The sequence below is a fragment of the Aeromonas sp. PI_26 genome (assembly GCF_027854445.1).
GTDB lineage: Bacteria > Pseudomonadota > Gammaproteobacteria > Enterobacterales > Aeromonadaceae > Aeromonas > Aeromonas veronii.
Map to the genome: position 1 here is coordinate 178657 of NZ_JAJNOE010000004.1, position 20840 is coordinate 199496.

At 57.8% G+C, this 20840-nt stretch carries 17 protein-coding genes; 10 read left to right on the plus strand and 7 right to left on the minus strand.

Translation table 11 applies throughout. The annotated features are described in order from the left end of the window. The first annotated feature begins 80 nt into the window (after positions 1-80). Positions 81-407 (plus strand): ArsR/SmtB family transcription factor, encoded by a 327-nt coding sequence (locus tag LRL22_RS06890; protein ID WP_076494364.1) that lies wholly within the window; start codon positions 81-83, stop codon positions 405-407. An 88-nt stretch (positions 408-495) separates the two neighbouring features. Here LRL22_RS06890 and LRL22_RS06895 read toward each other — a convergent pair whose 3' ends face one another. Beyond that, the gene (locus LRL22_RS06895; RefSeq protein ID WP_005352966.1) at positions 496-1878 is read right to left on the minus strand and encodes an amino acid permease; all 1383 of its coding nucleotides are present in this window, start codon (positions 1876-1878) and stop codon (positions 496-498) included. Between the two features lie 386 nt (positions 1879-2264). Between LRL22_RS06895 and LRL22_RS06900 the strand changes: the two genes are divergently transcribed. Then, positions 2265-2561, plus strand: a complete 297-nt coding sequence (locus LRL22_RS06900; protein WP_270905030.1) for a hypothetical protein — start codon at positions 2265-2267, stop codon at positions 2559-2561. Positions 2562-2800: 239 nt separating this feature from the next. Here LRL22_RS06900 and ppsR read toward each other — a convergent pair whose 3' ends face one another. Further along, complete coding sequence (gene ppsR / locus LRL22_RS06905; protein WP_270905031.1) at positions 2801-3613, minus strand: posphoenolpyruvate synthetase regulatory kinase/phosphorylase PpsR; 813 nt, start codon at positions 3611-3613, stop codon at positions 2801-2803. A gap of 347 nt (positions 3614-3960) precedes the next feature. Between ppsR and ppsA the strand changes: the two genes are divergently transcribed. After that, positions 3961-6333, plus strand: a complete 2373-nt coding sequence (ppsA, locus tag LRL22_RS06910) for a phosphoenolpyruvate synthase (protein ID WP_270905032.1) — start codon at positions 3961-3963, stop codon at positions 6331-6333. A 67-nt stretch (positions 6334-6400) separates the two neighbouring features. On the opposite strand, the gene LRL22_RS06915 is transcribed toward ppsA, so the two are convergent. Beyond that, a complete protein-coding gene (locus LRL22_RS06915) occupies positions 6401-6859 on the minus strand; it encodes a serine protease chaperone (protein WP_270905033.1) in 459 nt (152 codons plus the stop codon). An 18-nt stretch (positions 6860-6877) separates the two neighbouring features. After that, entirely contained in the window at positions 6878-8752 is a 1875-nt protein-coding gene (gene asp, locus LRL22_RS06920; RefSeq protein WP_270905034.1) for a serine protease Asp, read from the minus strand. A gap of 609 nt (positions 8753-9361) precedes the next feature. On the opposite strand from asp, the gene LRL22_RS06925 reads away from it, so the two are divergent. Then, positions 9362-10147, plus strand: a complete 786-nt coding sequence (locus tag LRL22_RS06925) for a MetQ/NlpA family ABC transporter substrate-binding protein (RefSeq protein WP_270905066.1) — start codon at positions 9362-9364, stop codon at positions 10145-10147. A gap of 85 nt (positions 10148-10232) precedes the next feature. On the opposite strand, the gene LRL22_RS06930 is transcribed toward LRL22_RS06925, so the two are convergent. Further along, entirely contained in the window at positions 10233-12083 is a 1851-nt protein-coding gene (locus LRL22_RS06930) for a DUF3413 domain-containing protein (protein WP_042053125.1), read from the minus strand. 47 nt (positions 12084-12130) lie between these two features. Beyond that, positions 12131-12358 carry a YejL family protein gene (locus LRL22_RS06935; protein WP_005333874.1) on the minus strand — a complete coding sequence of 76 codons (228 nt, stop codon included), beginning with the start codon at positions 12356-12358 and terminating at the stop codon, positions 12131-12133. A 73-nt stretch (positions 12359-12431) separates the two neighbouring features. Between LRL22_RS06935 and yejK the strand changes: the two genes are divergently transcribed. The 5 genes from yejK to LRL22_RS06960 all read left to right on the plus strand — a co-directional run bounded on the left by yejK (position 12432) and on the right by LRL22_RS06960 (position 18907). Then, the gene (yejK, locus tag LRL22_RS06940; RefSeq protein ID WP_198303916.1) at positions 12432-13481 is read left to right on the plus strand and encodes a nucleoid-associated protein YejK; all 1050 of its coding nucleotides are present in this window, start codon (positions 12432-12434) and stop codon (positions 13479-13481) included. Positions 13482-13889: 408 nt separating this feature from the next. Beyond that, positions 13890-15071 carry a maltose/maltodextrin ABC transporter substrate-binding protein MalE gene (malE, locus tag LRL22_RS06945; protein ID WP_005333871.1) on the plus strand — a complete coding sequence of 394 codons (1182 nt, stop codon included), beginning with the start codon at positions 13890-13892 and terminating at the stop codon, positions 15069-15071. A 75-nt stretch (positions 15072-15146) separates the two neighbouring features. Beyond that, positions 15147-16799 (plus strand): maltose ABC transporter permease MalF, encoded by a 1653-nt coding sequence (malF, locus tag LRL22_RS06950; RefSeq protein ID WP_005333870.1) that lies wholly within the window; start codon positions 15147-15149, stop codon positions 16797-16799. A 12-nt stretch (positions 16800-16811) separates the two neighbouring features. Beyond that, entirely contained in the window at positions 16812-17702 is an 891-nt protein-coding gene (gene malG, locus LRL22_RS06955) for a maltose ABC transporter permease MalG (RefSeq protein ID WP_005333868.1), read from the plus strand. Positions 17703-17770: 68 nt separating this feature from the next. Next, the gene (locus LRL22_RS06960; protein ID WP_005333867.1) at positions 17771-18907 is read left to right on the plus strand and encodes an ABC transporter ATP-binding protein; all 1137 of its coding nucleotides are present in this window, start codon (positions 17771-17773) and stop codon (positions 18905-18907) included. A 112-nt stretch (positions 18908-19019) separates the two neighbouring features. Here LRL22_RS06960 and ppk2 read toward each other — a convergent pair whose 3' ends face one another. Further along, the gene (ppk2, locus tag LRL22_RS06965; RefSeq protein WP_005361444.1) at positions 19020-19835 is read right to left on the minus strand and encodes a polyphosphate kinase 2; all 816 of its coding nucleotides are present in this window, start codon (positions 19833-19835) and stop codon (positions 19020-19022) included. A gap of 128 nt (positions 19836-19963) precedes the next feature. Between ppk2 and LRL22_RS06970 the strand changes: the two genes are divergently transcribed. Continuing rightward, on the plus strand, positions 19964-20764 hold the full coding sequence (locus LRL22_RS06970) for an alpha/beta fold hydrolase (RefSeq protein ID WP_270905035.1): 801 nt from the start codon (positions 19964-19966) through the stop codon (positions 20762-20764). Positions 20765-20840: the final 76 nt, after the last annotated feature.

Consider the following 20840-nt stretch of genomic DNA (forward strand, 5'->3'; position numbering starts at 1 on the left):
TTTCCAAAATAATCGAAATGAATGGCCGGTCAAGATATTTCTGGTATTATCGAAATATCAAATTTGTGGAGGGCGCAGAGATGCAACTGGAAGAGGTCGCCAAGGCATTGAAAGAGCTGGGTCATCCGACCCGGCTGTTTATCTTCAAGCATCTGGTCAAGGCGGGAGAGCTGGGGCTGCCGGTGGGTGAGCTGCAAAAGCAGCTGGCGATCCCCGCATCCACCCTCAGCCACCATATCGCGGCGCTGGTCTCGGTGGGGCTGGTGAAGCAAAACCGGGAGAGTCGCACCCTGCTTTGCGTCTCTCAATACGCGGTGTTGGAGGAGATCATCGCCTTTTTCCGCGATGAGTGTTGCGTCAACAGCCCAGAGCATCGGCAAGATCAAAGGCAAGAGCTGCCTTCCTGAGGGCTACGGCTGCTAGTAGTACTGCGCGCAATAAAAAAACGCCGATCATCCGATCGGCGTTTTGCATTGTTTTTCTCAGCTGCGGGCATTAACCCAGATTGGCTGCAACCTTGCTTTGAGCTTGTCCTTTGCGCTTGATGACAAAGCCAATGCCCAGTACCACCAGCCAGGCGGGGATCAGTTCGACCGAGATGCGGAAATCGGGGGTCATATACATGATCACCAGAATACCGGCCATGAACGCGAGGCAGAGGTAGTTGCCGAAGGGATACCAGAACGCCTTGAACTTGGGCTGGACACCCTCTGCGACCTTGGCCTTGCGGAACTTGAGGTGCGCGAGGCTGATCATCGCCCAGTTGATCACCAGTGCGGAGACCACCAGTGCCATCAGCAGACCAAACGCCTTGCCCGGCATCAGGTAGTTGATCAGCACGCAGAGCAGGGTGGCGATGGCCGAGACCGAGAGGGCAACCAGCGGCACGCCGCTCTTGTTGGTCTTGAGCAGGGCTTTCGGGCCGTTGCCCTGTTTGGCCAGACCGAACAGCATCCGGCTGTTGCAGTAGACGCAGCTGTTGTAGACCGACAGTGCCGCCGTCAGTACCACGATGTTGAGCACGGTGGCGACCAGATTGCTGTCCAGAGCGTGGAAAATCATTACGAACGGGCTACCGCCTTCCACCACTTTACCCCAGGGGTAGAGGGACATCAGGATAGCCAGAGCGCCGATGTAGAAGATGAGGATACGGTAGATCACCTGATTGGTGGCCTTGGGAATGCTCTTCTCGGGATTGTCCGCTTCGGCGGCGGTAATACCGACCAGCTCCAGACCGCCAAAGGAGAACATGATCACCGCCATCGCCATCACCAGACCGCTGATGCCGTTGGGGAAGAAGCCCCCTTGTGCCCACAGGTTGGTGACGCTTGCCTCGGGTCCGCCGGCACCGGAGAGGAGCAGATAGCCGCCAAAGCCAATCATGCCGATGATGGCGACCACCTTGATGATGGCGAACCAGAACTCCATTTCGCCAAACGCTTTGACGTTGGAGAGGTTGATGGCGTTGATCAGCACGAAGAAGAAGGCTGCCGACATCCAGGTCGGGATCTCGGGCCACCAGTACTGGACATAGATGCCCACCGCGGTCAGCTCGGCCATGCTCACCAGCACGTAGAGCACCCAGTAGTTCCAGCCGGACGCAAAACCGGCAAACTCGCCCCAGTATTTGTAGGCAAAGTGGCTGAATGAACCGGCTACCGGCTCTTCCACCACCATTTCACCGAGCTGGCGCATGATCAGGAAGGCGATAAAGCCGCCAATGGCATAACCCAGCAGGACTGAGGGGCCTGCCATCTTGATGGTTTGGGCAATGCCCAGAAAGAGGCCGGTGCCGATGGCGCCGCCCAAAGCAATCAACTGAATGTGGCGGTTTTTAAGGCCGCGCTTCAGCTCCTCACCGTCTTGTTTCAAATCCATGGGTCTGTCCTTACGTCTCTGTTGTCTCTTGTCGGTGTTGGGCTCATCCTGAGCAGGCCGCAGTGCGTAGCCAAAACCTGACGAAAGATGTATTTATTTCGTTACACCATGCCATTTGCAATTTTTAGTGTTGGCTGGCAACCGAAGCAGAATAGTGATAATCCGCCATGAATGCACCTGTTTTCCATTTCTAATGGCCGTGTTTTGTACCAAAGGCAGCTTTTTCATGATCTGAAGAGGCTTCTTGGTAGTTTTTGGTTAATGTTTGTGCAATCGAATTCTGTTTGATTGACATTTTGTCTTGTTGGTGTGCTTTTGTGGTGCCAAGCCACAAATGGATGCAAATGATGCCAAACAAGCGAGAGTACAGGGAAGAGTGCAGAGAGTTGGAGTACAGAAAGTGCGAAAGCGTGCTGCAACAGGGGGTTGCCCGGGGTGTACAGGTGGCGCTCTGGTTAGGGATTGCCGCCAGTCCGCTGTTGTTGCTGGTGGCCGCGATTATATTGCTGGGTTGGCTGTTACTCGGTGATCAGGAGTTGCTGCACTACTGGCAGTCGCTGTTGCTGGCGGGTGGGGTAACGGGGGCGCTCGTTGGCGGCTGGCTGGCGGAGCGGGTTCGCCTGCGCCACGGTTTGCTGGCCTTCTATGCCCGGTTGATGAACAACCCGGAGCTCAATCGTTAGTTAACGCTGGCTGTTTGCCGAGCGCAGCAGAACGGAATCGAATAGCGGCTAACTGGCTGCAGGTGACAAGGGCACAACGCTAAGGTCGACAAGAAGAGGGATAAGCATTTGTGGTGCTTATCCCTTTTTTATCCACGCTTTTCACTGTCATCTATGTGAATTGCAGTTCGCCACAGCTGACTTTCGCCGCGACACTGTAATTTTTATCTTTTGTTGATGCCGATAGCTGTCAAGCTGGCTTAACAGAGCTGGCGGCGCAGACCGGTTGCCTCGAGGACCTTGGCGCTGATCTCCTCCACCGAGTGGGAGCTGGTATCGAGGAAGCGGATCGCCTCCTGGCGAAACAGCCGCTCCACGCAGGCCAGCTCCTGCTCGCACTGTTCGATGGAGGAGTAGCGGCTGTTGGCACGGCGCTGGTTACGGATCTCGTGCAGCCGCTGTGGCGCTATGGTGAGGCCAAACAGCTTGTGACGGTTGGCCTTGAGGGGGGCGGGCAGCTCCAGCATCCCCATGTCCTGCTCGATAAAGGGGTAGTTGGCGGCGCGAATGCCGAACTGCAGCGCCAGATAGAGGCTGGTGGGGGTTTTGCCGCAGCGGGAGACCCCGATCAGGATGATGTCCGCCTCGTCGTACTCTTTGGTGGTGATGCCATCGTCGTTGGCCAGCGCAAAGTTAACCGCCTCGATGCGATCGTCATAGAGCTTGCGGTTCTCCATACCGTGGGTGCGATGGGGGCGGGGCTCGGCCTTCACCCCCAGCTCCTGCTCCAGCGGGCTGACGAAGGTATTGAGAAAGTCGTGGCCGCACGCCTCCGATTTCAGTACCTCTTCCCGTACCAGCGGGTCGACGATGGTGTGAAACAGGATGGGGCGTACCCCGGTCTGGCGGAACTGCTCGTCGATCCGCATCCGTACCTGACGCGCCTTCTCCTGTGTCTCCACAAAGGGGATAGTGATCTGCTCGAAGGCCAGCGGAAACTGGCTCAATACCGCGTGACCGAACACTTCGGCGGTGATGGCGGTTCCGTCTGAAACATAAAATACGGTGTGCACGTAGGGCTCCTGTGATACCGCGGGTGGGGTCGCATGGGGTAAGGGGTGAGAAGTATCTCCCGAAACCATACCAGTTTTGTCAACCGGTCTGCTGTGCCCAAGTTGTGAAGTGGCTTGCAAACCTGAATCGTTATCTTTTTGTGTCGCCATTGTAGAATGTTCCGGTCATTCGACCATCCCCAACGCTTGCTCGGGGATTTTTTTGAAAATAAGTAGAAAACGTTTTCATAGTCGTTGGCAACAAAAGAAACAGACAATAACGCACCTGACTTACCCATAACCTCATCGATTAAATCGGGCGCACGAGGTGCTATGGCATCGGTGCCCACCAACCTGGAGACATCCAAGTGCAACAGTACGTGCTCTGGTACGAACAACTCGGAATGCAGGACGTAGAACGAGTTGGCGGCAAGAACGCATCCCTTGGCGAGATGATCAGCAACCTCTCTGGCGCTGGCGTATCCGTGCCGGGGGGCTTTGCCACCACCGCCTTTGCGTTTAACGAGTTTCTGGAGTCAAGCGGCCTCAACGGCAAGATCCACCATCTGCTCTACAATCTGGACGTGGACGATATCGCCGCCCTCAACCGGGCCGGTCAGCAGATCCGCGACTGGGTGATCGAAGCCCCGTTCCAGCCCGAGCTGGAGCAGGCGATCCGGGTTGCCTATGAAAAGTTGAGCGCCGGTGTCGAGGCCTCGTTTGCGGTGCGCTCCTCCGCCACCGCCGAGGATATGCCGGACGCCTCCTTTGCCGGCCAGCAGGAGACCTTCCTCAACGTGCGCGGCATCGATGCCGTCATGACGGCGGTCAAGCATGTGTTTGCTTCCCTGTTCAACGATCGCGCCATCTCCTATCGGGTGCATCAGGGTTATGACCACAAGGGCGTCGCCCTGTCGGCCGGGGTGCAGCGGATGGTGCGCTCGGATCTTGCCGCCTCCGGTGTCATGTTCACCCTGGATACCGAGTCCGGCTTCAACGACGTGGTCTTTATCACCGGCGCCCACGGTCTTGGCGAGATGGTGGTACAGGGGGCGGTCAACCCGGACGAGTTCTACGTGCACAAACCGACCCTCAAGGGGGGACGCCCGGCGGTGGTGCGCAAGACGCTTGGCTCCAAGCTTATCAAGATGACCTATTCCGGCGATGCCAGCCATGGCCGTCAGGTACAGATCGTCGACACCAATGAAGCCGAGCGCAGCCGCTTCTGCATCACAGATGCCGAGGTGATGGAGCTGGCGAAACAGGCCCTCATCATCGAGCAGCACTATGGCCGCCCGATGGATATCGAGTGGGCCAAGGATGGTCAGGATGGCCAGCTCTACATAGTGCAGGCCCGCCCGGAAACCGTGCGCAGCCGTCAGGAGGCCAACACCCTCGAGCGTTTTGCCCTCAAGCAGTCGGGCAAGGTGTTGATCGAGGGGCGGGCCATCGGCCACAAGATTGGCGCGGGTCCGGCGCGGGTCATCTCTTCCATCAGCCAGATGGACGAAGTGCAGCCCGGCGATGTGCTGGTGACCGACATGACCGACCCGGACTGGGAGCCCATCATGAAGCGGGCCTCCGCCATCGTCACCAACCGGGGTGGCCGCACCTGTCACGCCGCCATTATCGCCCGTGAGCTGGGCATTCCGGCTGTGGTGGGCTGTGGCAACGCTACCGATCATATTCAGCCGAGCCAGCGGATCACCGTCTCCTGCGCGGAAGGGGATACCGGTTTTATCTATGACGGCGAGCTGGACTTCGATGTGGCGGTGACCGAGGTGGGCAATATGCCACGCCTGCCCATCAAGATCATGATGAACGTCGGCAACCCGGACCGCGCTTTCGACTTTGCCCAGTTGCCCAACGCCGGGGTGGGGCTGGCACGCCTTGAATTTATCATCAACCGGATGATCGGCGTGCACCCCAAGGCCTTGCTGGAGTTTGACCAGCAAACCCCAGAGCTCAAGGCCACCATCGGCAAGATGATCGCCGGTTACGACAGCCCGCGGGAGTTCTACGTGGCCAAGCTGACCGAGGGGATCGCCACTCTGGGCGCTGCGTTCTGGCCGGAGCGGGTGATCGTGCGGATGTCGGACTTCAAGTCCAACGAGTACGCCAATCTGGTGGGCGGTCGTGGCTACGAGCCCCACGAGGAGAACCCGATGATCGGTTTTCGTGGCGCATCCCGCTACATCGCCGACAGCTTCCGCCCCTGCTTTGCCCTCGAGTGCGAGGCGATCAAGCGGGTGCGCGATGTGATGGGGTTGACCAACGTCGAGGTGATGATCCCCTTCGTGCGCACCGTGGGCGAGGTGGAGCAGGTGATCGACATCCTGGCCGAGAACGGTCTGCGCCGCGGCGAGCGGGGGCTCAAGGTGATCATGATGTGCGAGATCCCGAGCAATGCCCTCTTGGCGGACAAGTTCCTCGAGCACGTGGACGGCTTCTCCATCGGCTCCAATGACATGACCCAGCTCACCCTTGGGCTGGATCGGGACTCGGGGCTGATTGCCCATCTGTTCGACGAGCGCAACGAGGCGGTCAAGGCACTGCTGGCAATGGCGATTCAGGCTGCGCGCAAGGCGGGCAAGTACGTGGGGATCTGCGGTCAGGGGCCATCCGATCATCCGGACTTTGCCGCCTGGCTGGTGGAGCAGGGGATCGATTCGGTGTCTCTCAACCCCGATACCGTGGTCGATACCTGGCTCTATTTGGCGGAGCAGCATGGCGCCAAGTAAGTCACTGTCAAAATGAGCAGCAGAAAGGGGGCCATGATGGCCCCCTTTGTTATCTGTGTGTCACGACCTATTTCGGCTGCTGTTCGGCCCCCGACAGCTCGATCTGTACCTTCACCCCTTCGCTCTTGAGCTTGGTGGCGATGGCATTGAGATCGGTGCCCGGTTTGGCCTCAAGTAGGGCGATACCACCGCTGCTCTGTTTGAAGTTCAGGCCGTGGCGAGTCGCCAGCGCCTTGGCGCTGGCATCGTCAGCTTCCACCAGCAGGGTGCCGCTTACAGTCAGCTCGGGGCTGGCGGCCCCTTGCATCAACACGTCACCGCGGCGCAGGGTCTGTTGCGGGACCTTGCTGTCAAGGCTACGGGCGACCCGCTTCTTGCTGCCATTGTCGGGAATGAGGTAGGTCTGGCCGTTCACCTCTATGGTGCTGTACTGCTTGCCATCCATGGTGACGGACTCCTGGGCGCAGAGCTGTCCCGAGAGGGGGGCCAGCAGGGTTGCCAGAAGCAAGGTAACAGGTTTGTTCATGGTAATACTCCTAGCGTGTTAGCTGCGGTTGGCATCGTGACCCAGGACCCGCAGGGACCATGAGATCAGCTTGCCCGGTTGGCGATTGTTGCGCTCGGTCAGGGTGGTACGCTCACGGGTCTCGCGATTGAGCAGAGAGACCTGACGGGTACCGTTGGCAACGTCGGTTACTTCCAGTCGCCATGTGCCTTGCGCCGATTCGCCGTAGAACTTGTTGGATAGCATCCGCATGTCACGCAATCCCTTGGTTCGCACAAAGCCCAGTTGCTGCTGGTCGAGAGATTGGCCGACCAGGCTGTTGAAGGGGCTCAGCAGGATGCTGCGGGTGCCGGCGGGGGAGACCAGTTCGATCAGCAGATCGGGCAGACGCTGATGATCCAGACTCACCATCACCTGAACCGCTTCCACCGTCAATGGTGTCGCGATGCGGGTGGTGGAATGGGTCGGGCTGTTGCCCACATCCGCAATGGCGGCGGCACTGCCAGTGACATTGATCTTCTGCCATGGCAGTTGCACCAGCGGGGGCAGGGGCTGGTGATTAGCTGCCAGCTCAAGGGCCTTGTTGACGTCAATCAGACCAAAACCGTAAGTCGGGCTGAACCACATGCCGGCGGCATTGCGCTCCCAACCTTCCAGTCCTTTCACGTCGCGCACCTTGCCGGTGCTGCTGGTGTAGCTGACCATCACGGGCTGATGTTTGGCATCGACCCGGGTTGCGCTGCGCGCCAGCAGATCCCGCAGGTCACGTACCGACAGATCTGGGTAGGCGGACATCAGCAGCGCCATGGCGCCGGAGGTGCTGGGGGTGGCGGAGGAGGTGCCGTTCATCACGCCGTTGTAGTCGCAGCTGGCATCCAGTTGCGGGTTGCCGTGCAGCCGGTTGGTGCTGGGATCGTCGGTGCGGTTGTAACCCATGTCGCAGCCGGGCAGATCCGTGGTCACCATCGCCGGAGAGTCGGTACCGTACTCGCCGCCGGTCGCGCTCAGGAAGATGTTGCTGCCGACGCTGGAGTAGGAGGATCTGACGCCATCGGCGTTGAGCGCGCTCACCACCAGGTTCCAGAAGTTGCTATTGGAGGGATCGAGGTTGCTGTTTTCAAACGGCAATTTGGGACCATTGCCGGTGCGGTTAAGCACATAGCCGCCCGCCGCTATCTTGTTGAAGCCGTTGCCGGCGGCCTTGATATAGGCCGCGCCCTGCGCCTTGAGGGTCTGCTGTTCAAACAGGCGATCAAGCTGGGATTGATCCAGAGAGTTGGCTGAGCGGGGATCCACCACACTCATGCCGTAGCTCTGGTTGAACACCCGGTTGTCGCGGCTGGCATCGCTGTCGCCAAGGGCGTAGAGCCAATCTTTCTGCAACTGCTGGCTGTTGTCATCCAGCAGGTTGAACCCCTGCAGCTGGGCTCGCGGGGCAATTCCCTTGGTACCGATGGCGTTGTCTACCGCCGCTATGATGCCGGAGACCGAGGTGCCGTGGGCCGAATCCGGATCGGTCGGTGTCGGGTCATCGCTGCCGGTTACCACGTTTTTCGAACCCGGACGCACGTTGTCCGCCAGATCCGGGTGGGCGATGGCCAGACCATCATCCACCACGGCCACATTGACTCCCTGGCCCAGCACCCCTGTGCGATGAGCCCACCAGAGGTTGAGATCATTGCCCGCTATACCGCCACGGGCGCTGAATCCATCCTGGCCGCTGTTGAGCAGATACCACTGCTGATCCTGCAGGGGATTGGCACCTGGCAGGCAGCGCTCGGTGCTGCTGCGTCCGATATCCATGCCGCTCTCCTTGCCGGTGAGCGGCGCACAACCTTCATTTGCCTGAACGAGCGCACTGGGCAGGGTCGACAGCAGTGCTGTGATCGCCAGTGCTAACGATGTTTGCTTCATTATTTTTTTAACTCCATCTTGGATCGCACTCATCCTGAGTGCGACGGAAATCTATACACGGGTGAAAGGGGTTCAAAAAGAGCCATTTTCAAAAAACGCAATGAGGTTCAAAGAAATCCGATTCAGTTTGTGGTAGGTATTCCAATGACACTGGTTATGTGTTCTATTGAGAATGGTTCTCACCGCTCGCTACTGATCTTTTTATCTGTAATTCACTCATCTCGCGACTCTCCTTCGCCGCAGCCATCTCGATTCGGGGCAATCCCGAGGTGAGCTCGTGCGCTCTTGGAAATAAACGGCATAGTGATGTGTGCCAATGTGAGTGCTGGTATGCGTTCGGGTGAGCCTGCAAGAGTGATGAGGTGGGGGTGGGTCAGTGGTTTATTGCTTGGCGGCGGTGGATGGCTCTGTTATGGTAACCAAAATAGCCGTTTGGATGGCTAGATTGCTGCGGTTTGAGCGGCCTAATCTCTGAGAGCCACCCCGCCGCAGTCCCATAGCTTGATGCGTACCTGACAGGGAGTCCCTATGCCGTTTCGTTCCTACTTATCTTCTCCTTTGACTGCTTCCTTGCGCGCCACTGCTGGTGCCAGCACCTTTATTGCCGCGATGGCGGTCGGGAGCCTCTCTTTTTCCGCGGTTGCCGCCGATGCGTCCTTGCCGACCAAACAGGAGATCGTGATTGGTACTACGGTGGGGGATTTTGCCGACATGGTGACCGACTCCATCCAGCCGCAGCTGGAGGCCAAGGGGTATAAGGTCAAGCTGGTGGAGTTCACCGACTATGTGACCCCCAATATTGCTCTGGCTGACGGATCACTGGATGTGAACTGCTTCCAGCACAAACCCTATCTGGAGAGTTTTGCCAAAGATCGCGGCTTGTCGCTGGCGCCCATTACCCAGGTGCCAACCGGCCCGATGGGACTCTATTCCGGCAAGCTGGCAGCACTCGACAAGGTGAAAGAGGGGAGCACGGTGGCCATCCCCAACGATCCCACCAATCAGGCGCGGGCGCTGTTGATGCTGCAGGATCTCGGTTGGCTCACTCTCAAGGAGGGGATAAACCCGCTCAAGGCCAGCGAGTTTGATGTGGTGAACAATCCGCACAATCTCAAGCTGGTACTGCTGGAAGCCGCGCAGTTGCCCCGCTCGCGGGAGGATGTGGACTTCTCGGTGATCAACGGTAATTTTGCAGCCTCCAGCGGTATCCCGTTCAGTGAAGGACTGTTTCTGGAGCGCAGCTACGATTTTATCAACTGGGTGGTGGTGAAAAGCGCAGATGCGGAGCAGCCGTTTGCCAAAGATGTGGCGGCAGCCTACAACTCGGCGGCTTTCAAGGCCTATGCAGCCAAGCGTTTCGTCGGCTACAAGTACCCGCAAGGGTGGGGTGGCTAACTGTCGTGAACGTGGCCCGGCTATACAACGAAAAACGCCCCGAATTCGGGACGTTTTTTATGGTATCAAGCCATCAACGGGCGCTTCACTGGTTGCGATAGAAGCGGTTCAGCTCGTTCATCACCTGGATCATGGCGCCCATATCCGGGGTGCCGTGTTTGATCGGGCGATAGCTGTTGCGCTCCAGCAGTTCGAAGTCACCTTGCTTGTTGAAGTGGGTGATGGTCTCCCCTTCATAGATGGCGAAGTCGTTCTGATCCCCGGCCAGCAGCCAGTTGCGCGGGCTGGTATCAAACAGCGAGCGGCCAACGCTGTAATCGCGCGCCGGATTGCGCACGCCCAGCATCCCCTGCATCAGGGTCGGCGCCAGATCGAAATGGCTGCTCGGTTGTTCCCGAACGTCACTGCCGCGCCCCGGCCAGGCCAGTACCAGCGGTACCTGCACCTGATAGGGTGAGTAGTTGCTGCCTGCGCCCCAGCTGTTGCTGCGGGTGTCGTTGAACTCCTGACCGTGGTTGGAGGTGATGACGACGATGGTGTTGCTGTCCATCCCCTGCGACTGCAATTTGGTCAGCATCTGCTCAAGCAACTGGTCGGTATAGAAGACCGAGTTCTTGTAGCGGTTCTCCAGTTTTTGCAGGTTCTCCGCCCGATAGGCGGTCGCCGGATTGAAGTTGGCGAGCTCCGGTTGGAACGGCCCCTTCATGGTGGCGGGCAACTGGTAGTCGCCGGGGCTGGAGAGATAGACCAGCGAGAACCAGGGGCGCTCGGGAGAGCGCTTCTCCAGCCACTGTTGCCAGTCGGTCAGCAGCTTGCCATCGTCACTCTGTTCGGAGACAAACACCTGTTTGCGCAGACCGGCGAGGATGCTCTTGCGATACTTCTGGGCATCTTCCATCGCGCCGAACAGCCCGAACTGGTAATCCTGGCGCAGCATCTCGTCGAACAGCACCGGCGGACGCTTGTCGCTGCTGATGTCCTTGTAGTAGTGACCGGGCAACCCGTAGAAGAGGCTGAACATGCCCATCAGGTCGTCGTTGCCGCCACTCAGGTGATTGCGGAACGTCAGATGCTGATCCGCATAGCGCTGCAGATTGGGCATGTTGATGTTGTTGAGCATGTCAAAACGCAATGAGTCGACCACCACAATCAGCAGATTGTTGTGAGTCAGGGGGGCGTTGACGTTGAGCGGGCGCAGTGGGTAGTGCATCCGGCTGTCGCTGTTATCACCCTGGGAGGCCGCCTGCTTCTCGTACTGATCCAGATCCAGCCAGCCATGTTTGGCCAGGAAGGAGCGGGCCGTCATGGGGTAGGAGAGGGGGAAGTTGGCTCTCTGCATGGTGATCGGCTGATAGAGGGTCGCATCCGCCCAGCTGTTGACCACGTGGGTCAGAATAAAGCAGATCAGCAGGGCCAGCCCCACCTGATTGCCGTACTGGCGGCGCTTGCGCTTGTTGATCTTGCGCCAGACATAGGCCGACAGCAGCAGTTGCAGCAGGAAGATGGTGGGCACGGCAACGAAGATGATGCTCCAGATTGAGCCCTCTTCGGTCTGCGCCTGATCCAGCAGCAACTGCCATACCTGACTGTTGAGGTGGAACTTGAACAGCCGGAATACCTGGGTGTCGATCAGCAGCAACACCAGCGCCAGGGTGGCGATGATGGCGGAGATGAACCGCAACGACTTCTCCTTGGGCAGCACGAAGCTGAGCGGGAAGATCGTCAACAGGTAGGTGACAAAACTCAGAAACGAGAAGTGGCCAATCCAGCTTACAACGAGATAGATCACGCCAAGCGTGGTCGATGGCCAGCTGATGGCACCCAGATAACGGGTGGCGATGAGCATGGCCAGAATAATGTTGAAGAAGGAGAACCAATGCCCCCAGGTGATCAGGCGAGAGACATTATCACGATAGGGGTTACCGGTTTCGACCATAGTGATCCATCTGCGTTGAGAAACGTCAAATCAACAGAGTCGGGGACTCAGTGTGCGTCGTGGCGATTATCGACCGATGCGGTCAGGGCCTGGACAAACTTTTCAGTGATGGCCTGGCGCTGGGCCGGTGCCATACCGTTGATGATATTGGTGGTCAGATTGCCAAGCACCATAAGGCTGAGATCCACCGGCGCTTTATGCTTTTCCAGCGCGGTGATCAGGTCGTTCATCAGGGCGTCAAATTGCTCGTTATTGTACTTTGATACGATAGGCATAATCTTCAGTTCATCTCGGTTCAAAGCGCCTTATAATACTTCACCCTTTCGGCTAACACTATGGCTTTGTGACATGAGTCTCGATATCGACAAGATCATTCTTCACTCCTTGCGCCAGGGCGGCGATGGTCAACCCCACGCCGATACCCGCAGCCAGACCCTGCCCCCTGATGAGGCGGTACAGGGACTGATGGCGGAACTGCATCGGATCTACAACGGCAAGGGCGGCAAGGGCTTTGGCTTCTTTGCCGACCCCGAGGCTGCCGTCGCCGAGCTGGCCGACGGTGAAGAGGCTCCCAAGCAGCCTTCACCCGCATTTCGTATCGCCCTCGAACAGCTGCTCAACGAGCAGACCGAATTCGTTCCCTTCTCGGTCACCGTGACCCAGATGCTGGTCAAGCAGCTGGTGGAGCACGCCCTCGATGAGCAAGGGGTGCTGCTGTTTGCCAAATATAACTACGTCGGGGTCGATTATCTGCTGATTGCCCTGCTGGAGGGCAAGGAGAGCGTCACCGTCAGCGAAGCGCTGGAATTGCGCCATATCCAGTATCTGGATATCGGCAAACTCAATCTGGTGGCCCGCATTGATTTGACCGAATGGAAAACCCAACCTGATTCGCGCCGTTATATCACCTTCAGCAAGGGGCGCATTGGTCGCAAACTGGGCGACTTCTTTATGGATCTGCTGGGTGCCCGCGAGGGCATGGATGCCAAGGTACAAAATAAAGGCTTGCTGCAGGCGGTTGAAGATTATTGCGACAGTCGTCAGCTCGAACCGACCGAGCGCAATGACTATAAAAAGCAGGTCTTCAAATATTGCACCGAACAGGCGAGCGCCGGTGAAGAGATCGAAATCAAGGAGCTGTCTGCAGAATTGCCCGGCGACGGTGACCTCGATTTTTACAGCTTTATCGGTCAGGAGTATGAGCTGGAAGAGCGCTTCCCGGCGGATCGCTCTACCCTGCGTGGTTTGACCAAGTTTGTTGGCTCCGGCGGCGGTCTGACTCTGAGCTTTGAGCAGAAGCTGTTGAACAGCCGGATCTTTTACGACCCTCAGACCGACACCCTGACCATCAAGGGTGTGCCGCCCAATCTTAAGGATCAGCTGCTGCGCCAGTCGTAGTCATGCTCCCGAGTGTGATCAACTCGTCATTTCTCGCAAAAAGAGACTCCGCCCCGGCGGGGTCTCTTTTTTTATCGCGCCCGGGCAGACCTCGAAACTGGCGCGGTACTTTGTTAACAAATCAAACAAAATAAACCACCTGAAAGGGTTTTCATTGAGGTGAAAACCCTTTCATTCATGAAATTTTATTTCATTTTGGTAATTATTATTCTGTGGTTGTCTGGAATTAAGCCGATAAATGGCCGTAATTCCCTGAAATAAGAAAATGTTTTCAAAACTTTCTGGAAGGAAATACGTAATTGCATTTCAAAAATGCGAGTTGCGTCATGTGAGCCGTTTGCCGCTTGGGATAATATTCATCTCGCACACAATGCTCTTACAGCGCGGAACTAATACAAGGAAAGGCTCATGAAAAAGAAATTGCTGTCATCCCTGATCGGTCTGGCCACTCTTGGCGTCGCTTGCTCTGCTACTGCTGCCATCGATGAAGGCCAGCTGACCATCTGGATCAACGGTGACAAGGGATACAACGGTCTGGCTGAAGTGGGTAAGAAGTTTGAAGCAGAAACCGGCATCAAGGTTACTGTTGCTCACCCGGATCAGGTTGAAGTGAAATTCCAGCAAGCCGCCGCCACTGGCAACGGCCCGGACATCTTCTTCTGGGCTCACGACCGTTACGGTGAGTGGGTCAAAGCCGGTTTGCTGGTTCCGGTAACGCCGAACGCTGCCACCAAAGGCAAATTTGAACAGCTGGCATGGGATGCCATGACTGTTGATGGCAAAACCTATGGCTACCCGGTTGCCATGGAAGCCGTCAGCCTGATTTATAACAAGGACCTGTTGCCCGAGCCGCCGAAAACCTTCGAAGAGATCGCCAAGATTGACGAGACTCTGAAGAAAAACGGCAAGCGCGCCATCATGTGGGCTTATGACACCCCGTACTTCAGCTATCCGCTGGTGGCTGCCAACGGTGGTTACGCCTTCAAGAAAACCGCTACCGGTTATGACGTCAAAGATACCGGCGTGAACAACGCAGGTGCCAAGATGGGCGTGGGCTACATCTCCGAGATGATCAAGTCCGGTCACCTGGAAAAAGGCATCGACTACGGTGTGATGGACGCCAAGTTCAACAAGGGCGAAGTGGCCATGATGATCAACGGTCCCTGGGCCTGGAGCAACCTGGACAAGAGCGGCATCAAGTACGGCGTAGCGCCGCTGCCGACCCTGAACGGCAAGCCGGCCAAAGCCTTCGTTGGCGTACTGGGTGCCACCATCAACGCTGCCAGCCCGAACAAGGATCTGGCTATCGAGTTCCTGGAAAACTACCTGCTGACCGATGCCGGTCTGGCGCCGGTTAACGCCGACAAGCCGCTGGGTGCCGTTGCGCTGAAATCCTTCCAGAAGACCCTGGAATCCGATCCGCACATCAAGGCCACCATGCTGAACGCCCAGGCTGGCGAGCCGATGCCATCCGTTCCCGAGATGAGCCGTTTCTGGTCTTCCTTCGAAACTGCCCTCAAGAACGTGACCTCCGGTCGTCAGGGTGTTGACGAAGCTCTGGATACCGCTGCCAAGCGTATCGTTCAGTAAGCACGCACTACCCGGGAGGCCGTCATGGCCTCCCACTCTCTCAAATCTCTCTTGGCGTTATAAAGGTTAATTGGCATGGAAGTAGTACCTTCTGTTGAGTCCTATGCCGGTCCGAAGGATAAGCACACCTGGCTTAAGTGGACCATAGCGGCCCTGGTTGCCATCCTCAACGGCTACGCAGCCGTGATGATGTACGCCAGTGGCGAGTGGGTATTCGCGCTGCTGGATCTGGTGGTGGTTTCCGTCGGTCTGTATGTCTTCATGAACAAGAAGACCTATGCCCATCGCTACATCTTTCCGGGTGTTGCGGGCATGGTTGTGTTTATCATCTTCCCTCTTGCCTACACCATTGGCATTGCCTTCACCAACTATTCGGGGTCCAACTTGCTCTCCGTGGAGCAGGCGCGGGACTACCACCTGAAGAAAACCTACAAGGTGGCGGGCGGTGAATTCGATTTTACCCTGCTGGGTGGCGACAACGGCCAGTTCCAGCTGCTGCTGACTCAGGATGATCAATCCTTTATCAGCCAACCTGTTTCCCTGATGACCAACAAGGCCCGTGAGCTGGCGTCCCGCGAGGGCCGTGTGCAGAACACCCAGCAAGTGGTCGAGCTACAGCCCTTCACTGGCGAAGCGGCCAGCAAGGCCGCACCGATCCGCGCCATTGTTGAGCATCGTACTCACCTGAGTGACCTTGATCTGGTACTGCCGGATGGCGGTACCCACCTGACCCTGAGCAGCCTGCGCAAGTTTGCCGCCCAGAAGCAGCACTACACCCGTCTGATGGATGGTGCCGTGCTCAAGTCCGGGGTGGTGATCAAAGACAGCAACCTGCTGCGTGATACCCAGAATGGCGAGCTGATGCTGCCCAATGGCGAGACCGGCTTCTATCAGTACATCGACGAACAGGGTCAGTTTGTCGGCAAGGGTATTGCTCCGGGCTTTGTGGTCAGCGTCGGTTGGAAGAACTTCGCGCGCATCGTCACCGATCCGGGCATCCAGTCACCCTTCCTGCAGATCTTCATCTGGACCGTGATCTTCTCAACCTGCTCCGTCGCTTTCACCCTGGCTATCGGCATGGTGCTGGCCTGTCTGGTGCAGTGGGAAGAGCTCAAGGGGCGCGGTTTCTATCGGGTCATGTTGATCCTGCCCTATGCGATCCCGGCGTTTATCTCCATCCTGGTGTTCAAGGGGTTGTTCAACCAGAACTTCGGTGAGATCAACATGTTCCTGGAAGCGGCGTTTGGCATCAAGCCGGACTGGTATACCAACCCCTTCCTGGCCAAGGTGATGATCCTGATTGTCAACACCTGGCTCGGCTACCCCTACATGATGATCCTCTGCATGGGCCTGCTCAAAGCCATTCCGGAAGATCTCTATGAAGCGTCCGCCATGGACGGTGCCGGCCCGGTACAGAACTTCTTCAAGATCACCGTGCCGCTGCTGATGAAGCCGCTGACACCGCTGTTGATTGCCTCGTTCGCCTTCAACTTCAACAACTTCGTGCTTATCCAGTTGTTGACCAACGGTGCGCCCGACATCATCGGCGCCAGCACCCCGGCCGGTACCACCGACTTGCTGGTGAGTTATACCTACCGGATTGCGTTCCAGGGATCGGGTGGTCAGGACTACGGTCTGGCCAGTGCCATCGCCACAGCTATCTTCCTCATCGTAGGTGCGCTGGCGCTGCTCAACCTGAAATTGTCCAAAGCCGACAAGCAGCTGTAAGGAGGCTTCAACATGGCAATCGTACAACCCAAATCAGTCAAATACCGGGTGTGGGCAACCCACCTGGTCATGTGGGGCTTCCTGGCGCTGATCATCTTCCCGTTGATCATGGTTATCGCCATCTCGTTCCGTAACGGTAACTTCGCGGTAGGGGAGATCATCCCCTCCAATCCGACCCTGGATCACTGGAAGCTGGCGCTGGGCATGTCCATCACCAACGCCGACGGCAGCATCACGCCTCCGCCGTTCCCGGTGCTGACCTGGTTGTGGAACTCCATCAAGATCGCCGGCATCACAGCCCTGATGATCGTGACGCTCTCCACCACCTGTGCTTACGCCTTTGCCCGCCTGCGTTTTCGTGGCAAGTCCACCATCCTGCAGGGCATGCTGATTTTCCAGATGTTCCCGGCGGTGCTGGCACTGGTAGCCATCTACGCGCTCTTTAACAAGATTGGTGACTACATCCCCTGGCTGGGTCTCAACACCCACGGTGGCCTGATCCTGGCGTACATGGGGGGGATTGCCCTGCACGTCTGGACCATCAAGGGCTACTTCGAGACCATCGACTCCTCCCTGGAGGAGGCGGCGGCCATCGACGGTGCGACCCCGTGGCAGGCATTCCGTCTGATCCTGTTGCCCCTGTCGGTGCCCATCCTGGCGGTAGTGTTTATTCTGGCCTTTATCGGTTCCATTACCGAGGTGCCCATGGCCTCCATCCTGCTGCAGGATGTGAACAATCTGACCCTGGCGGTCGGGGCCCAGCAGTACCTCTATCCGCAGAACTATCTGTGGGGTGATTTCGCGGCGGCCGCAGTGCTTTCCGGTTTCCCCATCACTGTGGTCTTCCTGTTGGCACAGCGCTGGTTGGTTGGCGGTCTGACCGCCGGTGGTGTGAAAGGTTAAGTTTATGGCCGGGGGAGCTGACTCCCCCCGCTATCACGATTTGCAAAGATTCAAGAGCGGAGCTCGTCATGGCTGAAGTAGTACTCAACAACGTTCGCAAAAATTACGATCCGGCTGTTCACAAGGACACCCTGCGCAACATCAACCTCTCCATCAAGGAGGGCGAATTCATCGTCTTCGTCGGCCCGTCCGGCTGCGGTAAATCCACCCTGCTGCGGATGATCGCGGGTCTGGAAGACATCACCAGCGGTGAGCTGACCATCGGCGGTCGCTACATGAACGACGTGCCGCCGGTAGAGCGCAACGTCGGCATGGTGTTCCAGTCCTACGCCCTTTATCCGCACATGAACATCTACGAGAACATGGCCTTTGGTCTGAAGCTCAAGAAGATGGACAAGGAGAACATCCACAAGCGGGTGATGCGCGCCGCCGAGATCCTGGGTCTTGAGCCGCTGCTGGACAGAAAGCCCAAGGCGCTCTCCGGTGGTCAGCGTCAGCGTGTCGCCATCGGTCGCAGCATAGTGCAGCAGCCGCAGGTGTTCCTGTTTGACGAGCCGCTCTCCAACCTGGATGCCGCGCTGCGGGTCAAGATGCGGATCGAGATCGCCAAGCTGCACAAAGAGCTTAACTCCACCATCATCTACGTGACTCACGATCAGGTGGAAGCGATGACCCTGGCCGACAAGATTGTGGTGCTGAGCCCGCTCAAGGCCGAAGCTGCCACCAACCTGGAACAGTTCGGTTCACCGCTGGATCTCTACCACAACCCGGACAACAAGTTCGTGGCGGGCTTTATCGGCTCTCCCAAGATGAACTTCCTGGCGGGCGAGTTGCTGGAGATTGGCGAGCAGGAGTGCCTGGTCAAGTTGACCTCTGGCGATACCGTGCGTGCCCGGGTCGATGCCCGCAGTGGCGCTGTGGGTGACAAGGTGGAGCTGGGCATTCGCCCCGAGCATCTGATGCCGCTGGATCACCCCCATGCGCACAGCAAGGTGAGCGGGATCGTGCAGGTGGCCGAGCACCTGGGCGCCGAGTCCTTCGTTTATATGGATGTGGATGGTCACGACTTTACCGTCAAGGCTACCTCGGATGTGGATGTGGCGACCGGTCAGACCTACAGCGTGGGTATCCCGGCCGAAGCCTGCTACCTGTTCGATGCCAAGGAGCAGGCGTTCCCACGGACCGCCAAATATATCCGTACCTGATTTTTTGTTGTGCTGGTTTTCCTTTCTTAATAATCAATGCCTTTTTGCCGGTCGTCAGACCGGCTTTTTATTGCCTGCGATTTGAACATGCAGGTAGGCAAGGTAACCCGGTTCAAGCCTCGAGTTCGGCGGTAATATCGGGCACAAAGGTCTGGCTGGCCAGCGGCGGGCGCTCATACCCTTCGGTCTTGATGGGGGGGAGCTTGATAGGCTCGTAGTGGATCGCCTCGTAGGGTACCTTGCTCAGCAGATGGGCGATGCAGTTGAGCCGGGCACGGCGTTTGTCATCTGCCTCCACCACGAACCAGGGACAATCCTCGGTGTCGGTGTAGGTGAACATGTCATCCTTGGCGCGGGAGTATTCCACCCAGCGTGACCGGGATTGCAAATCCATCGGGCTGAACTTCCAGCGCTTGATGGGGGTGTTGATCCGCTCTTTAAAGCGCTTCTCCTGCTCCTCGTCACTGACCGAGAACCAGTATTTGATCAGGGTGATGCCGGAGCGGATCAGCATCCGCTCAAACTCGGGGCAGGCGCGCAGAAACTCGCGATACTCGGCGTCGCTGCAAAATCCCATCACCCGCTCGACTCCGGCCCGGTTGTACCAGGAGCGGTCAAACAGCACCATTTCGCCAGCGGCGGGCAGGTGGGCCACATAACGCTGAAAGTACCACTGAGAGCGCTCCCGATCGGAGGGGGCGGGCAGCGCCGTGACCCGGCAGACCCGGGGGTTGAGCGGTTCGGTAATCGCCTTGATGACGCCCCCTTTACCGGCGGCGTCCCGTCCTTCGAACAGTACCACTACCTTTAACCCCTCCTGCTTGACCCACTCCTGCAGTTTGACCAGCTCCTCCTGCAGATGGGCAAGGTGGTGCTCGTAGCACTTCTTGTCCAGACGTGGCCGCTTCTTGCTCTTCTCCTTCGCCATGGGCTTCTCCTTTTGGCATCCTTTCATGGGTGACTTCTTTGAGTCACTGTCAGCTTGCACCAGGGAGGCGTCACCTGCCAAGGGGGACGTGATACACTGCCCGCCCATCGCTGGCAACAGGAGATAACATGAAGCATTTTATGGAGATAGCGGGCCGTCGGATGGCCTATCTGGACGAAGGGCAAGGGCCGGTACTGCTGTTTGGTCACAGTTATCTGTGGGACAGCGCCATGTGGGCGCCGCAAATCGAGGCGCTCAAGGGCAGCTATCGCTGCATCGTTCCCGAGCTGTGGGGCCACGGTGATTCCGACCTGCTCCCCGAAGGTGGCTGCACCCTGGCAACCCTGGCGCGGGATCACCTGGCGCTGCTCGATGCCCTCGGAGTCGATGAGTTCGTGCTGGTGGGTCTCTCCATCGGTGGCATGTGGGGTGTGGAGCTGGCGCGCATGGTGCCAAACCGCCTTAAGGGGCTGGTGCTGATGGACAGCTTCGTTGGCCTCGAGCCGCAGATCACCTGCGAGCGTTACCTCGACATGCTGGCGATGATCGAGCAGCTCGGCACCATTCCGGCGCCCATCGTCGAACAGGTGGCGCCGCTCTTTTTTGCCAATCAGCCCGATGAAGCGCTGATGAGCGGTTTCAAGGCGCGCCTTGAAACCTGGCCAAAGGATAAGATTGCCGCCATGGTGGCGGTGGGCCGCAGCTTTGTGACCCGCGAAGATCGCATCGAGTGGCTGGAGGAGATCACCACTCCCGCGCTGGTGATGACCGGCTGTGAAGATAAAGCCCGTCCAGTGCTGGAGGGCTATCTGATGGCCGAGGTGCTGGGTTGCCCGTTCAAGGAGATCCCGGCGGCTGGCCACATCTCGTCGCTGGAAAATCCGGCCTTCGTTAATCAGCAACTGAGCGAATTTCTGGCTGCGCTATAAGTCTGAATTGGCAGCCTGACGATGGTTGTGAAAAAGGGAGCCGAGGGCTCCCTTTTGTTTGGTCTTGTTTCACAAC

Bases quoted from the DNA above. Each gene is read 5' to 3' on its own strand.
- LRL22_RS06925 (WP_270905066.1), top strand. From the start codon at position 9,362: ATGGCGGTCGGGAGCCTCTCTTTTTCCGCGGTTGCCGCCGATGCGTCC.
- malF (WP_005333870.1), top strand. From the start codon at position 15,147: ATGGAAGTAGTACCTTCTGTTGAGTCCTATGCCGGTCCGAAGGATAAG.
- LRL22_RS06915 (WP_270905033.1), bottom strand. From the start codon at position 6,859: ATGAACAAACCTGTTACCTTGCTTCTGGCAACCCTGCTGGCCCCCCTC.
- LRL22_RS06895 (WP_005352966.1), bottom strand. From the start codon at position 1,878: ATGGATTTGAAACAAGACGGTGAGGAGCTGAAGCGCGGCCTTAAAAAC.
- asp (WP_270905034.1), bottom strand. From the start codon at position 8,752: ATGAAGCAAACATCGTTAGCACTGGCGATCACAGCACTGCTGTCGACC.
- LRL22_RS06970 (WP_270905035.1), top strand. From the start codon at position 19,964: ATGAAGCATTTTATGGAGATAGCGGGCCGTCGGATGGCCTATCTGGAC.
- yejK (WP_198303916.1), top strand. From the start codon at position 12,432: ATGAGTCTCGATATCGACAAGATCATTCTTCACTCCTTGCGCCAGGGC.
- LRL22_RS06930 (WP_042053125.1), bottom strand. From the start codon at position 12,083: ATGGTCGAAACCGGTAACCCCTATCGTGATAATGTCTCTCGCCTGATC.
- malG (WP_005333868.1), top strand. From the start codon at position 16,812: ATGGCAATCGTACAACCCAAATCAGTCAAATACCGGGTGTGGGCAACC.
- LRL22_RS06960 (WP_005333867.1), top strand. From the start codon at position 17,771: ATGGCTGAAGTAGTACTCAACAACGTTCGCAAAAATTACGATCCGGCT.
- malE (WP_005333871.1), top strand. From the start codon at position 13,890: ATGAAAAAGAAATTGCTGTCATCCCTGATCGGTCTGGCCACTCTTGGC.
- LRL22_RS06935 (WP_005333874.1), bottom strand. From the start codon at position 12,358: ATGCCTATCGTATCAAAGTACAATAACGAGCAATTTGACGCCCTGATG.
- ppk2 (WP_005361444.1), bottom strand. From the start codon at position 19,835: ATGGCGAAGGAGAAGAGCAAGAAGCGGCCACGTCTGGACAAGAAGTGC.
- LRL22_RS06890 (WP_076494364.1), top strand. From the start codon at position 81: ATGCAACTGGAAGAGGTCGCCAAGGCATTGAAAGAGCTGGGTCATCCG.